General features: G+C 70.6%; 13 protein-coding genes and 1 riboswitch. Of the genes, 2 read left to right on the top strand and 11 right to left on the bottom strand.

What is annotated here, in order from left to right:
* Window positions 1–31 precede the first annotated feature (31 nt).
* The 8 genes from EL493_RS26735 to EL493_RS26770 all read right to left on the bottom strand — a co-directional run bounded on the left by EL493_RS26735 (window position 32) and on the right by EL493_RS26770 (window position 6624).
* Window positions 32–1513: a substrate-binding domain-containing protein gene (locus tag EL493_RS26735; protein WP_019048241.1), complete on the bottom strand. Its 1482-nt coding sequence runs from the start codon at window positions 1511–1513 to the stop codon at window positions 32–34.
* A gap of 90 nt (window positions 1514–1603) precedes the next feature.
* Window positions 1604–2641, bottom strand: a complete 1038-nt coding sequence (locus EL493_RS26740; protein ID WP_019048242.1) for a PHP domain-containing protein — start codon at window positions 2639–2641, stop codon at window positions 1604–1606.
* Window positions 2642–2646: 5 nt separating this feature from the next.
* On the bottom strand, window positions 2647–3228 hold the full coding sequence (locus EL493_RS26745; RefSeq protein ID WP_019048243.1) for a dihydrofolate reductase family protein: 582 nt from the start codon (window positions 3226–3228) through the stop codon (window positions 2647–2649).
* A 63-nt stretch (window positions 3229–3291) separates the two neighbouring features.
* Entirely contained in the window at window positions 3292–4152 is an 861-nt protein-coding gene (mutM, locus tag EL493_RS26750; RefSeq protein WP_019048244.1) for a bifunctional DNA-formamidopyrimidine glycosylase/DNA-(apurinic or apyrimidinic site) lyase, read from the bottom strand.
* 3 nt (window positions 4153–4155) lie between these two features.
* Entirely contained in the window at window positions 4156–4893 is a 738-nt protein-coding gene (gene rnc / locus EL493_RS26755) for a ribonuclease III (RefSeq protein ID WP_019048245.1), read from the bottom strand.
* Between the two features lie 3 nt (window positions 4894–4896).
* Entirely contained in the window at window positions 4897–5079 is a 183-nt protein-coding gene (gene rpmF, locus EL493_RS26760) for a 50S ribosomal protein L32 (RefSeq protein WP_022565580.1), read from the bottom strand.
* A 2-nt stretch (window positions 5080–5081) separates the two neighbouring features.
* Window positions 5082–5765 carry a YceD family protein gene (locus tag EL493_RS26765; RefSeq protein ID WP_022565579.1) on the bottom strand — a complete coding sequence of 228 codons (684 nt, stop codon included), beginning with the start codon at window positions 5763–5765 and terminating at the stop codon, window positions 5082–5084.
* Window positions 5766–5850: 85 nt separating this feature from the next.
* Window positions 5851–6624, bottom strand: coding sequence for a DivIVA domain-containing protein (locus EL493_RS26770; RefSeq protein WP_019048247.1), 774 nt, complete (start codon window positions 6622–6624; stop codon window positions 5851–5853).
* 252 nt (window positions 6625–6876) lie between these two features.
* On the opposite strand from EL493_RS26770, the gene EL493_RS26775 reads away from it, so the two are divergent.
* On the top strand, window positions 6877–7407 hold the full coding sequence (locus tag EL493_RS26775) for a GtrA family protein (RefSeq protein WP_019048248.1): 531 nt from the start codon (window positions 6877–6879) through the stop codon (window positions 7405–7407).
* Between the two features lie 117 nt (window positions 7408–7524).
* On the opposite strand, the gene coaD is transcribed toward EL493_RS26775, so the two are convergent.
* From coaD to EL493_RS26790, 3 genes are read right to left on the bottom strand one after another with little or no spacing between them, the layout of a single operon-like run.
* Window positions 7525–8010 carry a pantetheine-phosphate adenylyltransferase gene (coaD, locus tag EL493_RS26780; RefSeq protein WP_019048249.1) on the bottom strand — a complete coding sequence of 162 codons (486 nt, stop codon included), beginning with the start codon at window positions 8008–8010 and terminating at the stop codon, window positions 7525–7527.
* A 2-nt stretch (window positions 8011–8012) separates the two neighbouring features.
* Window positions 8013–8576, bottom strand: a complete 564-nt coding sequence (gene rsmD, locus EL493_RS26785) for a 16S rRNA (guanine(966)-N(2))-methyltransferase RsmD (RefSeq protein WP_019048250.1) — start codon at window positions 8574–8576, stop codon at window positions 8013–8015.
* Window positions 8573–11971: a pyruvate carboxylase gene (locus tag EL493_RS26790; protein WP_019048251.1), complete on the bottom strand. Its 3399-nt coding sequence runs from the start codon at window positions 11969–11971 to the stop codon at window positions 8573–8575. Before EL493_RS26790 ends, rsmD begins: the two co-directional genes overlap by 4 nt.
* Before the next feature lie 274 nt (window positions 11972–12245).
* Window positions 12246–12441: riboswitch (cobalamin riboswitch) on the top strand.
* Window positions 12442–12577: 136 nt separating this feature from the next.
* Between EL493_RS26790 and metE the strand changes: the two genes are divergently transcribed.
* Complete coding sequence (metE, locus tag EL493_RS26795) at window positions 12578–14830, top strand: 5-methyltetrahydropteroyltriglutamate--homocysteine S-methyltransferase (RefSeq protein ID WP_036836394.1); 2253 nt, start codon at window positions 12578–12580, stop codon at window positions 14828–14830.
* Window positions 14831–14881 lie beyond the last annotated feature (51 nt).

Genomic DNA, 14881 nt, shown 5'->3' on the forward strand with positions numbered 1-14881 from the left:
CAAGACAGGAGATTACGCCGTCAGAGCCGGTCTACGGTGTACAGAATTTCGGTTCCACCGGGTCGACGCACGGGATGTTGCCGAACTCGGTCATGGTGAGCCTGGCCTTACCCCGGGTGAGATAGTCCAGGAACTGGGCAACCAGCGAATCACCGGCGACCGGCCCGTGCGTGTAGGCGTACTCGACGCCGGTGAACTCGTAGTCGCCGGACCGGATCGTCGTCGGCGTCGGGCTCACCCCGTCGACGGTCACCGCCCGCACCCCGTCCCGGACGGCGGAGGTCTCCAGATATCCCACCGCCCCTGGGATTTTGGCAACGAACGCAGCCACTTCCTCGGTGAGGTCCACCTCGCACTGCGCGCCGCCGGCGGCCATGCCGACGCAGCTCGTGTAGCGGAACACCTTGCGGTTGTCCTCGAGCAGCCGCGCCTCCAGTGCGCGCCGGGTGCCGGATCCGGCGGTCCGGTCGATCAGCACCACCGGCAGATCCGGCCCGCCGATCTGGCTCCAGTTGCGGATGTTTCCCCGGTACAGGTCCCTGATCTGCTGCGTCGTCAGATCTTTCACGCCCACCGCGGGATGTACCACCAGCGAGAACGAGGCCAGGGCCAGCGGCAGCTCGGTCAGCGTCTCGAACGAGGTGCCCTTGGAGCCGTCGCCGATCGCCAGCATGCCCGTGGTCGGGCCCGCCGTGGCCAGGGCGCGCAGCCCGGGTTCGGTGCCGTCGAAGTCGAAGGTGAAGTGCGCACCGGTGCAGGTCTTCTCGTAGGTCTGGGCCGCCCGGCGGATCATTGGCGCCATGGCGGTGGAGCCGACGATCGTCAGCGAGCCCGCGGCGCAGTCGCGCGGCGGTGGATCGCCGCGGAGCACGGTGGCCAGCAACTGCACCATCACCACCAGGGCGAGGAACACGCTCAGGCCCAGCAGCGCGGGTTCGCGCCGCGAGCGGCTGGTGGTCTCGACGAATCGGCCGCCTTTGAGGCTGCCCGCCTGGCGGACCACCTTCTCCGCGTTGACGTCCTGCGGATCCGGCGCCGGGCCGGTGAGCACCGCCAGCACCTTGTAGTGCTCGCCGCGTTCGAGCCGCTCGCTCGGCAGCACGATCCGCGCCACGTTGTCGGTGCCCGTGCTCGGCGCCAAGTCCCGCAGCGCCTCGCTGTGCGTCGGCACCGATTGCCCGGTGCGGGTGACCCGCTCGGTCACCTCCAGCGCGCGAATGGTGTGGTGGGGGAACAGCAGGCGCGGGCTCTCGGCGGCGGCGTAGTCGTCGTCCTCGATCACCGTGGAGCCGTAGTTCTCGATCCGGATCAGCACCACCGATACCGGATCGGTGGCGTCCGGTGCCGCGGCGCCGTTGGCGTCGGTGAGCTGGATCCGGCTGGCCGGAGTGTTCATCTGCACGCGATAGCCGAGGCGTTTGCGCCCGACGAAGACGAACTCGCGCAGGAACGCCGCCGTGGCCACGAGCAGGCCCAGCGTCGACAGCACGATCTCGACCGGGAACTCCCCCATCGACTCCCCCTGACCCCGGATACCTGTCTCCGACTGTCTATCAGGCGGATCCGCGCGTGCGGCGCCCGACGCCGGGTGTTCGGCGAGTCTTCACCCGGTGGTCGTCGCGCACCAGGCCAGCAGCTCGTCCACCGGCCAGGTGTTGATCACCCGCTCGGCGGGCACGGCGTGGGCGACGGCGCGCTCGCATCCGTAACCCTGCCAGTCCAATTGGCCCGGGGCGTGGGCGTCGGTGTCGATGCTGAAGTGGCAGCCCATCTCGACGGCGAGCGCGAGCAGGCGCCCGGGTGGGTCACGGCGTTCGGGGCGGCAGTTGATCTCGACGGCGGTGCCGTAGGTGCGGCAGGCCTCGAAGACGACCTCGGCGTCGAAGGTCGACTCGGGCCGGGTGCCGCGGCCGCCCGTGACCAGTCGCCCGGTGCAGTGACCGAGCACGTCGACATTCGGGTCGGCGACCGCGTACACCATGCGCTTGGTCATGGTGGCACTGTCGGCACGCAGGTGCGAGTGCACGCTGGCCACCACCACGTCGAGGCGTTCGAGCAGGTCGGCACGCTGGTCGAGGCCGCCGTCGTCGAGGATGTCGACCTCGATGCCGGTGAGAATCCGGAAGGGCGCCAGCTGTTCCCGGAGTTCGTCGATCACGTCGAGCTGGCGCAGCAGCCGGTCGGCGGATAGGCCGTTGGCCACCTTCAGGCGGGGCGAGTGGTCGGTCAGCGCGCAGTACTCGTGCCCCAGCGCCGCGGCCACGCCCATCATCTCGGCGATGGGGCTGCCACCGTCGGACCAGTCCGAGTGGGTGTGCAGATCACCGCGCAGCAGCGTCCGCAGCGCCGCGCCGTCAGGACCGATGGGCTTGGCCGCGCCGCGCAGTTCGGTCAGATAGTCGGGAACCGTTCCGGCCCATGCCTGTTCGATGACGGCCGCGGTCTTGGGACCGATGCCGGGCAGCTCGCGCCAGCTGTGCTCGCGCGCCCTGGCGGCCTGCTCGGCCTCGGTCAGTCCCGCGACGACGTCGGCGGCCCGGCGGTACGCCTTCACCCGGTGGGTCTCCGCGCGGGAGCGTTCGAGCCAGAACGCGATCTCGCGCAGTGCGGCCACCGGACCGGGCCCCGCCGCCGTCGCCATGGCGGCTACTTGATCCGACCGTATTTGAGGAACGCGACGCCGTCGGCGTACACGCGGCTGGTGATCACCCGGAACCGTTCCGGCGCGGGCAGTTTCGCGCCACCGCCGAACAGCGGGCGGCCGGTCCCCAGGACCACCGGATGCAGTTTGAGGAACACCTGGTCGATCTCGGGCAGCAGGGTCTGGGCCAGCTCCCCGCCGCCGCACAGCCAGATCCCGAGCCCGGGTTCACGTTTCAGCGCGCGCACGGCCCCGAGCGGGTCGTCCGCGATCAGCTCGACACCGGGCGCCGGCGCCTCGGGCAGTGTCGTGGACACCACGAACTGGCGCAGGTGCTCGTAGGGGCTGGCGGTCCCGGTGCGCACGCCGAAGTCGTGGGTCTTGCGGCCCATGACGACGGTGTCGAAGTACAGGTTGCCCGCCGCGATGCCGCGCGATTCGCGCACCTTGGTGGGCAGGGTCTCCGGATACTGCGAGATGATCGCGGGCATGTGGTCGCCGCCGACCGGGAAGAAGTCCAGGGTCCCGTCCTCGGCGGCGATGAAACCGTCGATCGTCGATGCCACGAAATAGGTCAGCTTGCGCATAACGTCCTCCTGCACGGACCCGGTCCGAAACGACCTGTCAGGAGAAACGGTAGCGCGCCCGGATCAGCGGCGACGCGGCTTCCGCTGACACTTCGGGCAGGAAAACGACGATCGATTCATGAATTGCTCGCGGATCAGCAGCGAGCCGCACCGGTCGCACGGCTCGTTCTCGCGTCCGTAAGCGGCCAGTGACCGGGAGAAATAGCCGGATTCACCGTTCACGTTCACATACAGCGCGTCGAAGGACGTGCCGCCGACGGCCAGCGCTTCGGTCATGACCGCGGTGACGCCGTCGAGCAGGGTCCGCACCACGGGGCGGGTCAGCTCGGCCGCGACCCGCGTGCCGTGCAGGCCGGCCCGCCACAGCGCCTCGTCCGCGTAGATGTTGCCGATGCCCGACACCACCGTCTGATCGAGCAGCACGCGCTTGATCTCGGTGTTCTTGGCCCGCACCGCCGCGACCACGGCTTCGCGGTCGAAGCGCGGGTCCAGCGGGTCACGAGCGATGTGGGCGACCACGTCGGGCACCACGGTGCCGTCGATCTCGACGAGCTCGGCCAGCGCCCAGCCGCCGAAGGTGCGCTGGTCCACGAAGCGCAGCTCGGTGCCGTCACCGAGGGCGGCGCGGATGTGGGCGTGCTTCTCGACCGGCGCGCCCGCGGGCTGCACCAGCATCTGGCCGCTCATGCCGAGATGGACGACCAGGGCGGTACCGGGCTCGTCGAAGGTGAGCCAGAGGTATTTGCCGCGCCGCCGCGCGGCCTCGATCGTGCGCCCGGTCAGCCGGGCGGCCAGATCGGCGCCGCCGCCGAGATGCCTGCGGACAGCCCGGGGATGGGTGACGGTGACGGTGTCGACGACGCGGCCGACCGCGTGCTCGGCCAGACCGCGCCGGACCACCTCGACTTCGGGCAGTTCGGGCAACGGTCAGGCTTCGGCTTCGGTGGCGGATTCGTCGGTGAGTGCCTGGTAGGCGGCGCCGGCGGCCTTCTGCTCGGCTTCCTTCTTGGAGCGCCCGACACCCGAACCGTAGGGCCGACCGGCGATCACCGTGGTGGCGGTGAACTCCTTGTTGTGGTCGGGACCGGTCGAGGTGATCTCGTAGCTGGGCACACCGAGACCGCGTTCGGCGGTGAGCTCCTGCAGGCTGGTCTTCCAGTCGAGGCCGGCGCCCATGCGGGGGCCGCGCTCGAGGAGTTCGGCGAACAGGCGCAGCACGACGCCACGGGCCACTTCGATGCCGTGCTCGAGATGGACGGCGCCGAGCAGGGACTCCATGCCGTCGGCGAGGATGCTCGGCTTGTCGCGGCCGCCGGTGAGCTCTTCGCCCTTACCGAGCAGCAGATACTGACCGAGGCCGCCGTTGCCGAGGCCACGGGCCACCTCGGCGAGCGCGTGCATGTTCACCACACTGGCGCGCAGCTTCGCGAGCTCACCCTCGGACTTGTCCGGGTGCTCGGTGTAGAGGCGCTCGGTGATGCTGAGGCCGAGCACCGAGTCGCCGAGGAACTCGAGGCGCTCGTTGGTCGGCAGACCGCCGTTCTCGTACGCGTACGACCGGTGCGTCAGCGCGAGGCGCAGCAGCTCCGGTCGTACGTCGACACCGAGGGCGGTGAGCAGGTCGGCGTGATCCGCCGAACCCGCGGAATCTTTGCTGGCTGTCACGAATCAGACAGCAGCGGTGACCTGGCGGCCCTTGTAGGTGCCGCAGGACGGGCACGCGATGTGCGGGAGGGTCTTCTCACCGCAGGCACGGTTCGGGCAGGTGACCAGGGTCGGCGCGACGGCCTTCCACTGGCTGCGCCGCGACCGGGTGTTGGAACGGGACATCCGGCGCTTGGGAACAGCCACGGCTACTTCTCCTCTGTGTTTTCGCTGACCACGCGGGCATCGTCTGCCGCGGGAGCGGATCGGTCTGGGGTGGTGGAACCCTCAGCGGGGTCGCCGGTGCCGGGCGCGTCAGCGGCGAAATTCGCCAACTTGGCCCAGCGAGGGTCCAGTATCTCATGCCCATGATCAGGACCCGCAATCGCCATCCGCACACCGCACTCGGGGCACAGGCCCGCGCAGTCCGGGGTGCACAGCGGCTGCAGCGGAAGCTCCAGCCCGATGGCGTCGAGGATCACCGGCTCGAGATCGATGAGGTCGTCTTCCATGCGGTAGACCTCGTCGTCCTCGGTCGTCTGTTCGGTGGTGCTGTCCGGATACGCGAACAGCTCCGTCAGACGAATCTCGACCTGGTCGTCGAACGGTTCGAGGCAGCGCGAGCACTCCCCGACCGTCGGCCCGGACACCGTGCCGGTGACCAGCACGCCTTCCGAGACGGCCTGCAACTGCAGGTCGAGTTCCACCGCGGCGTCGGCCGGGATGGCGATCAGGTCCAGACCCAGCCGCTCATGGTCGGTGACGGTACGACGCAGCTCCCGCATGGTTCCCGGCCTGCGGCCGAGACTGCGGACATCCAGCACGAAGCCGGCGTCGGACACAGGACCACTGGTCTTGTGCGGACGCGACGGCGAACCGGAGGCGGCGGGCATCACTGACTCACTTACTTCTGAGGGGATTTGGGCAACCACTCAACAGTACGGCAGGACCCCGCCCGAACTCAAAACGCCCGGCTGCTCAGCGCCGGTGCTCGGCGGCGTATTCCGGGTAGTCGACCGCCGGACCACCCCGCATCTGCGCGCGGCCGCGGCTGATCGAGCGCCGCGTGGTGCTGAGGGTCTCCTCCATCTCGGCGAGCCTGCCGCCGAAATCGGCCATCCGCTCGTCGACGTAGTCGTCACACTCGGCGCGGACCCGGTCGGCCTCGGCCTGGGCGGTGTCGATGAGCCGGGCCGACTCGGCGTGCGCGGCCCGCACGACCTCGGTCTGGGCAACCAGCCTGGCCTGCTCGGCCTTGCCGTCGGCCACCGAGCGCTCGTAGGAGTCCTTACCGGCCTGGATGGCCCGGTCGGCGTCGATCTGGGCGCGGCCGGTGAGCTCGTCGTACTCGGCGTTGCCGTCGGCGATCACCTGCTCGGCCTCGGACTGCGCGGTCGCGACCAGGCGGTCGGCGTGCGCGGTGGCCTCGGCGACCATGCGGTCGGCGTGCGCCTTGGCGTCGGACAGGATCCGGTCGGCCTCGGCGCGGGCGTTCTCGATGGTGGTGCGGGCCTGCTCGTTGGCCGAGTTCACGGTGGTCTCGGCGCCGGTGCGGGCGTCGCCGACGATCTTGTCGCGGTGATCGAGGACGTCCTGGGCGTCGTCGAGCTCACCGGGCAGGGCGTCGCGGACGTCGTCGAGCAGTTCGAGGACGTCGCCGCGCGGCACGATGCAGCTGCGGGTCGGCGGGATGCCGCGCGCCTCTTCGACGATGGCGACCAGTTCGTCGAGCGCTTCGAATACGCGATACATGCTCACTACCCTCCTGCTGACTCACGGCGAAACCCACTACCGCCGACGCCCAGTGTGCCCGTCGGCGGCGCGTGTTCCGAATGTCGTCGCGGTGTGTCGCGACAGTGTCCAAGATCGCATCGATATCAAGTGGAGTGAATCCCTCCACTTCCGCTACCATCGGAAGGCACGACAACGCCGTCCGCCGGGAAGCACTGCACGTTCTCCGCTGTTGTACTCCTCGACGCTCGTTCATTGCGATCGGAGTCGACCATGACCGTTCTGGAAACACCGAGAACCTCGGTGTCGCACGTCGCGGGCATGTTCGCACCCTGGGCAGGCCCGTTCCCCGCGGTCGTTCCCGTGGAGCCGGTGCCGAGCCTGCGCCCCCAGTTCGAGCGGGCGCTCACCTACCTGCGCGGCGACCGCGCCTTTCCCCAGCTCATCCGCTTCGCCCTGGTCGGCGGTTCCAGCAATATCGCCTACGTGCTGCTGTTCTTCGCCATGCACGGGGTGGGGCCGCTGATCGCGAATGTGGCGGGGTCGGTGGTCAGCACCGTCATCGCCAACGAGCTGCACCGCCAGCTCACCTTCCACGCCGCGGACCGGGTCACCTGGTTCACCGCCCAGTGGGAAGGCGGCGGACTGGCCCTGCTCGGCCTCGGCATCACCACGGCCGGCCTGGCCGCCCTCGGCGTGTGGGCGCCCGGCCTCGGTGACAGCGTGCAGGCACTGGCCGTGCTCGCCATCACCGCCGCCGTCGGCGGTATGCGCTTCCTCGCGCTGCGCGGCTTGGTCTTCTGATCCGCCTCTCCGCGACTCTGGCCAGATTCAGGCGGGAATCACGGCGCGTCGGCGGCCGACGGAGAGCGGTGAGTGATCGTCGCCCGTCCCCGGCGAGTTACCCATGTGCTGCTGAGATCAGCTCCGGCGTTCGGCGAGGCGGTCGAGGAGGCGCTTGTGGACCGCGGGCGGGAGCATGTCGCTCACATTGCCGCCGTAGGCCGCGACTTCCTTCACCAGGGAGCTGGACAGGAAGCTCAGGGCCGGGTTGGTGGCGATGAAGAAGGTGTCGACGCCGGCCAGCTTGTGGTTCATCTGCGCCATCTGGAGTTCGTAGCCGAAGTCGCCCGCGTCGCGCAGGCCCTTCACGATGGCGCCGACGCCCTCCTGCTTGGCGAAGTCCACCAGCAGACCCTGCCAGGAGGCGACCCGCACATTGGGCAGGTGGGCGACCGACTCACGCAGCAGTTCGATGCGCTCGTCGACGGTGAACATGCCCTGTTTCTTGGGGTTCACCATCACCGTGACGATCACTTCGTCGAACTGCGCGGCCGCGCGGGCGAAGACATCGAGGTGACCGTTGGTGACCGGGTCGAAGGAGCCGGGGCACAGTGCTGCAGCCATGCTCAGACGCTAGCACCGAATTCGGCGAGCTCGATTCTGGTCTCCCCGTATTTGCGCGGCTTCAGCGCCGCATAGCCTGCGGGCCAGGCGATCTCGGGCGACCGGATGGACCGCTCGACGATCACCAGCGCGTCGGGCGCGAGCCAGCCGTTGGCCGCCAGCGCGGTCAGGTCGGCGAGCACGTCGGTGGTGCTCACGTCGTAGGGCGGGTCGGAGAACACCACGTCGAACGCGGTGGGCGCGGGGTGCGCCAGCACCGAACCGACCGTGCCGAGGCGCAACTCGGCGCCGGGCAGGCCGAGCTCGGCGATATTGGCGCGCACCACCGCGGCCGCCTTGCGATCGGACTCGATCAGCAGGGCGTGCGCGGCCCCGCGCGAGAGTGCCTCCAGGCCGAGCGCGCCCGACCCCGCGTACAGGTCGACCACCCGCGCGCCGTCGAGATCCAGGCGCGCGTCGATCGCGCTGAACAGGGCTTCGCGCACCCGGTCCGAGGTGGGCCGGGTACCGGCGGGCGGCACCTTCAGCCGCCGCCCGCCCGCCGTACCCGCGACGATGCGCGTCATTCCGACTCGCGCGCAGCCAGTTCCACCAGCAGATCGCCGCCCTCGACCTGCTGCACCTTGGCCGTCGCGATGCGGCCGACGATGCCGCCGCGCGGCGCGGTGATGGCGGCCTCCATCTTCATGGCCTCGATGGTGCCGATGGTGTCGCCCGCGTGGATCTCGTCGCCTTCGGTCACCGCCAGGGTGACGACACCGGCGAACGGCGCCGCGATGTGGCCGGAGTTGTTCTTGTCGGCCTTCTCCGCCGCGGGCACCTCGGAGGCGATGGCCCGGTCCCGCACCGCGACCGGGCGCAGCTGCCCGTTCATGATGCACATGACGGTGCGCATGCCCTTCTCGTCCGGCTCGGAGATCGCCTCGAGGCCGATGAGCAGCGTGACGCCCTTCTCCAGCTGCACCCGGTGCTCCTCGCCGCGGCGCAGACCGTAGAAGAACTGGTTCTCCGACAGGCCGGTGGTGTCGCCGTACTTCTCCCGGTGCGCGAGGAACTCCGCGGTCGGGCCGGGGAACAGCAGCCGGTTCAGGGTGCCGCGACGCTCCAGCGAGGTGCCGTCGAGACCGGCCTGATCGGCCGCGGTCAGCGGGGTCTCCGGCTTGGGCTCGTTGCGCCCGGCCAGCGCCTTGCTGCGGAACGGCTCCGGCCAGCCACCGGCGGGCTCGCCCAGCTCCCCGCGCAGGAAGCCGATCACCGAGTCCGGGATGTCGTAGCGGCCCGGATCGGCGGCGAAGTCCTCGATGCCGACGCCGGTGCCGACCAGCGCCAGCGCCAGGTCACCGACGACCTTCGACGACGGGGTCACCTTGATCAGGCGGCCCAGCAGCCGGTCGGCCGCGGCGTACTTGGCCTCGACCTCCTCGAACCGGTCGCCCAGCCCCAGCGCGATGGCCTGCTGCCGCAGGTTCGACAGCTGACCACCCGGGATCTCGTGGGTGTAGACGCGGCCGGTCGGCGCGGGCAGACCCGACTCGAACGGCGCGTACACCTTGCGCAGCGCCTCCCAGTACGGCTCCAGATCGCAGACGTTCTGCAGGTTCAGCCCGGTGTCGTGCTCGGTGTGCGCGGCGGCGGCCACGATGGCCGACAGCGCGGGCTGGGAGGTGGTGCCCGCCATCGCGGCGCTGGCGCCGTCGACCGCGTCGGCACCGGCCTGCCAGGCCGCCAGGTAGGTGGCCAGCTGACCGCCGGGGGTGTCGTGGGTGTGCACGTGCACCGGAAGATCGAAGTTGCTGCGCAGCGCGGTGACCAGCTTCGCCGCGGCGGGCGCGCGCAGCAGACCGGCCATGTCCTTGATCGCGAGCACGTGCGCGCCCGCGTCGACGATCTGCTCGGCCAGCTTCAGGTAGTAGTCGAGGGTGTAGAGCGACTCGTTCGGGTCGAGCAGGTCACCGGTGTAGGACAGCGCGACTTCGGCGACGGCCGTGCCGGTCTCGCGCACCGCGTCGATGGCCGGGCGCATCTGGTCGACATTGTTGAGCGCGTCGAAGATGCGGAAGATGTCGATGCCGGTGGTCGCCGCCTCGGACACGAACGCGCGGGTGACCTGCTCCGGGTACGGCGTGTAGCCGACGGTGTTGCGGCCGCGCAGCAGCATCTGCAGGCAGATGTTGGGCACGGCCTCGCGCAGCGCAGCCAGCCGCTCCCACGGGTCCTCGTGCAGGAAGCGCAACGCCACGTCGTAGGTGGCGCCGCCCCAGGCCTCGATCGAGAGCAGTTCCGGGGTGAGCCGCGCGACGTGCCCGGCGACGCCGAGCAGGCCGTTGGTGCGCACCCGGGTGGCCAGCAGCGACTGGTGCGCGTCGCGGAAGGTGGTGTCGGTGACGCCGAGCGCCTTCTGTTCGCGCAGGGCGCGGGCGAAGCCGTCGGGGCCGAGGGTGAGCAGGCGCTGGCGCGACCCGTCCGGCGGCGGCAGCGTCAGGTCGACGGCGGGCAGCTTGTCGTAGGGGTACACCGTGGTCGGGCGCTCACCGTGCGGCTTGTTGACGGTGACGTCGGCCAGGTAGCTCAGGATCTTGGTACCGCGGTCGGCCGAGCCGCGCGAGGTGAGCAGCTCGGGGCGCTCGTCGATGAACGAGGTGGTGACCCGGCCCGCCTGGAAGTCGGGATCGTCGAGCACCGCCAGCAGGAACGGGATGTTGGTCGTGACGCCACGGATGCGGAACTCGGCCAGCGCGCGCCGGGCGCGCGCGGCGGCGGCGGGCAGGTCGCGGCCGCGGCAGGTCAGCTTGACCAGCATCGAGTCGAAGTAGGCGCCGATCTCCGCGCCCAGGTTGGCGCCGCCGTCGAGGCGGATGCCCGCGCCGCCGGGGGTGCGGTAGGCGGTGATGCGGCCGGTGTCGGGACGGAAGCCGTTGGCCGGGTCCTCGGTGGTGATGCGGCACTGCAGCGCCGCGCCGCGGATCGACACCTTGTCCTGGCTCAGGCCCAGATCGGCCAGGGTCTCCCCCGACGCGATCCGCAGCTGCGACTGCACCAGGTCGACGTCGGTGATCTCCTCGGTCACCGTGTGCTCGACCTGGATACGCGGGTTCATCTCGATGAACACGTGGTTGCCGCGCTCGTCGAGCAGGAACTCCACGGTGCCGGCGTTGCTGTAACCGATCTGGCGGGCGAAGGCCACCGCGTCGGCGCAGATCCGTTCGCGCAGTGCGGGATCCAGGTTCGGCGCGGGCGCGAGCTCGATCACCTTCTGGTGACGGCGCTGCAGCGAACAGTCGCGCTCGAACAGGTGCATGACATTGCCGTGCTGGTCGGCCAGGATCTGCACCTCGATGTGGCGCGGGTTCACCACGGCCTGCTCGAGGAACACGGTCGGATCGCCGAAGGCCGACTCGGCCTCGCGCGAGGCCGCCTCGATCGACTCGCGCAGCTGCTCGGGCGCGGCCACCCGGCGCATACCGCGACCACCACCACCGGCGACGGCCTTGACGAAGATCGGGTACTCGAACTCCTGCGAGGCGGTCAGCAGCGCGTCGATGTCGGCCGAGGGCTCGCTGGACTTCAGCACCGGCAGGCCCGCGGCCTTGGCGGCGGCGATGGCGGTGGCCTTGTTGCCCGCCATCTCCAGCACGGAGGCCGAAGGTCCGATGAAGGTGATGCCCTCGCGCTCACAGGCGGCGGCGAGGTCGGGGTTCTCCGAGAGGAAGCCGTAGCCGGGGTAGATGGCGTCGGCGCCCGCGCTCTTGGCGGCCTCGATGATGGCCTCGATCGACAGGTATGCCCGGACCGGGTGTCCCTCCTCGCCGATCTGATAGGACTCGGCCGCCTTCAACCGGTGTACGGAATTGCGATCCTCGTGGGGGAACACCGCGACCGTTCCGATGCCGAGTTCGTATGCCGCGCGGAAGGCGCGAATGGCGATCTCACCACGATTGGCGACCAAGACTTTCGAGAACATTGGACCACGGTACCCGGACCGGGCCGCGTCACCCGCACGCACGGTGGCTTCGCAAGAATCTTCACACCGCATGCCCGCCCACCTGCGAAGTTGCGTTCATCCGGCCGTCACATCTCACCGCGGTCGGCCCCGCGCGGTGCGGCCGCAATCCGCTGGTCACGCCGTCCGCGCGAGACCGGTGGTGACAACGGCGCGCGCCGAGGCCCTATGCTGTGTGACGCAGCTGGTTCGCCTGCGCGGTGGAAGAGTCGGAGCCCCGACCTCCCGCGCCGGCGTCGAAGCCCGGGCAGGAAGCCTCCATGCCGGGTGAAGAGGGAACCCGGTGGGAATCCGGGACTGTCCCGCAGCGGTATGCAGGAACGACCGCCGTCATGAGCACTGGGCACCGCCCGGGAAGCGACGGCCAGTAGGTCGGCCGAGTTCGGCCGGTGCCCGCGAGTCCGAAGACCTGCCGACTGTGCCGGATACGCCGTATCCGGCGGCCACCGCCTCGTGGATCGGGCGCGCGGACCACCCTGGGAGACCTGTCGCGTGCGCGCGGCGGGTCCCGTCGGTGTCGGTTGCCGCCCGGAGAAGGGCGAGGGCTCTCCCGCACGACACTGGAGAATCTCCGTGACTGTTTCGCATTCCCCGTTCACCGCAACGGTTCTCGGCCTGCCCCGGGTGGGCCCGCGCCGGGAACTCAAGCGCGCCACCGAGGCCTACTGGGCAGGCCGGGCCGACGCCGGGCACCTGCGCGACGTCGCCCGCGCGCTGCACGCCGCACAGTTCACCGAGCTGCGGGCGGCCGGACTGGATTCGGTGCCCGTGGGCACCTTCTCCTACTACGACCAGATGCTCGACACGGCCGCGCTACTCGGCGCGCTGCCCCGCCGGGTGGCCGGGATCGCCGACCCGCTGGACCGCTACTTCGCCGCCGCGCGCGGCACCGACACCGTCGCGCCGCTGGAGATGACCAAGTGGTTCGACACCAACTACCACTACCTGGTGCCCGAAATCGACGCGGCCACCACGTTTTCCCTGCATCCGGCACCGCTGCTGGCCGAACTGGCCGAGGCGATCCAGCTCGGCGTGCCGGCCCGGCCGGTGGTCATCGGCCCGGTCACCTTCCTGAAGCTGGCCAAGTCCGCCGACGGCGCGGCCCTGGACCGGCTGCCGGACCTGCTGCCGCTGTACCGCGACCTGCTGGCACGCCTGGCCGGCGCGGGCGCGCAGTGGGTGCAGATCGACGAGCCGGTGCTGGTCACCGACCTGACCGAGGCCGAACTCGGGCTGGTGCACGACACCTACGCCGCGCTGTCGGCCGCGGCCGATCGGCCCGCGATCCTGGTCGCCACCTACTTCGGTGATCCCGGCCCGGCGCTGACGGCACTGGCGGACACCGCGATCGAGGGCGTCGCCCTCGACCTCACCGCGGGCGCCGCCGTGCCCGACCTGGCGGGCAAGCTGCTCGTCGCCGGAGTGGTCGACGGCCGCAATGTCTGGCGCACCGACCTCGACACCGCGCTGGGCACCCTCGACGCACTACGCGGCAGTGCCGGTCGGGTGGCTGTGTCCACGTCGTGCTCGCTGCTGCACGTGCCGTATTCGCTCACCCCGGAGACCGGTCTCGACGAGCGGCTGCGCTCGTGGCTGGCCTTCGGGACCGAAAAGGTCGGCGAGGTAAGGATTCTCGCGACCGCGCTGGCCGAGGGCGCCGACGCCGTGGCGACCGAACTCGCGGCGGCGCGCACCGCCGCGGCGACCCGGCGCAGCGACCCGCGCCTGCACGACGATCGTGTCCGGGCCCGCCTGGCGGCCCTGGACGACGGCGACCTCACCCGCTCCCCCGCCGACGAACGCCGCGCACGGCAGCGCGCCCACCTCGACCTGCCGGTGCTGCCGACCACCACGATCGGCTCCTACCCGCAGACCTCGGCCATCCGCCTGGCCCGCGCCGCGCTGCGCGCGGGCGAGATCGACGACGCCGAGTACGTGCGCCGGATGCGGGCCGAGATCGCCGATGTCGTGGGCCTGCAGGAACGGCTCGGCCTGGATGTGCTCGTGCACGGCGAGCCGGAGCGCAACGACATGGTCCAGTACTTCGCCGAACTCCTCGACGGCTTCGCCACCACGGAGGCGGGCTGGGTGCAGTCCTACGGCACCCGTTGCGTGCGTCCGCCGATCCTGTTCGGCGATGTCACCCGGCCGGAGCCGATGACGCTGTCGTGGATCGGTTACGCCCAGTCGCTGACGGCCAAGCCGGTCAAGGGCATGCTCACCGGTCCGGTGACGATCCTGGCGTGGTCGTTCGTCCGCGACGACCAGCCGCTCGCCGAGTCGGCGCGCCAGATCGCGCTGGCGATCCGGGACGAGACGGTCGACCTGGAAGCGCAGGGCGCGCGGATCATCCAAGTCGACGAGCCCGCGCTGCGCGAACTGCTGCCCCTGCGGGCGGCCGACCGGCCCGCCTACCTGCGCTGGTCGGTGGACGCGTTCCGGCTGGCCACCGCGGGTGTCGCCGACACCACGCAGGTGCACACCCACCTGTGCTATTCGGAGTTCGGCGAGGTGATCTCGGCCATCGCGGGCCTGGACGCCGATGTCACCTCGATCGAGGCGGCCCGCTCACACATGGAGGTCCTCGACGATCTGACCGCGGCCGGGTTCGCCCTCGGCGTCGGTCCCGGCGTCTACGACATCCACTCCCCGCGGGTGCCCTCGGTCGCGGAGATCACCGAGGCGCTGACCGCCGCGGTGAAAGCCGTTCCGGCCGAACGGCTCTGGGTCAACCCCGACTGCGGGCTCAAGACCAGGGGCCCGGTGGAGGTCGAGGCGGCGCTGCGCAATCTGGTGACGGCGGCGCGATCGCTGCGATGAGCACCGGTCCGGCCGCGCGGCCGCGCCACGCCGGGTAGACCGCTGCCCCGG

Source organism: Nocardia asteroides, from assembly GCF_900637185.1.
GTDB lineage: Bacteria > Actinomycetota > Actinomycetes > Mycobacteriales > Mycobacteriaceae > Nocardia > Nocardia asteroides.

Excerpts from the sequence above, each read along its gene's own strand:
- EL493_RS26735 (WP_019048241.1), bottom strand. The coding sequence starts at position 1,513 with ATGGGGGAGTTCCCGGTCGAGATCGTGCTGTCGACGCTGGGCCTGCTC.
- EL493_RS26740 (WP_019048242.1), bottom strand. The coding sequence starts at position 2,641 with ATGGCGACGGCGGCGGGGCCCGGTCCGGTGGCCGCACTGCGCGAGATC.
- EL493_RS26745 (WP_019048243.1), bottom strand. The coding sequence starts at position 3,228 with ATGCGCAAGCTGACCTATTTCGTGGCATCGACGATCGACGGTTTCATC.
- EL493_RS26765 (WP_022565579.1), bottom strand. The coding sequence starts at position 5,765 with ATGCCCGCCGCCTCCGGTTCGCCGTCGCGTCCGCACAAGACCAGTGGT.
- EL493_RS26770 (WP_019048247.1), bottom strand. The coding sequence starts at position 6,624 with ATGTATCGCGTATTCGAAGCGCTCGACGAACTGGTCGCCATCGTCGAA.
- EL493_RS26775 (WP_019048248.1), top strand. The coding sequence starts at position 6,877 with ATGACCGTTCTGGAAACACCGAGAACCTCGGTGTCGCACGTCGCGGGC.
- coaD (WP_019048249.1), bottom strand. The coding sequence starts at position 8,010 with ATGGCTGCAGCACTGTGCCCCGGCTCCTTCGACCCGGTCACCAACGGT.
- rsmD (WP_019048250.1), bottom strand. The coding sequence starts at position 8,576 with ATGACGCGCATCGTCGCGGGTACGGCGGGCGGGCGGCGGCTGAAGGTG.
- EL493_RS26790 (WP_019048251.1), bottom strand. The coding sequence starts at position 11,971 with ATGTTCTCGAAAGTCTTGGTCGCCAATCGTGGTGAGATCGCCATTCGC.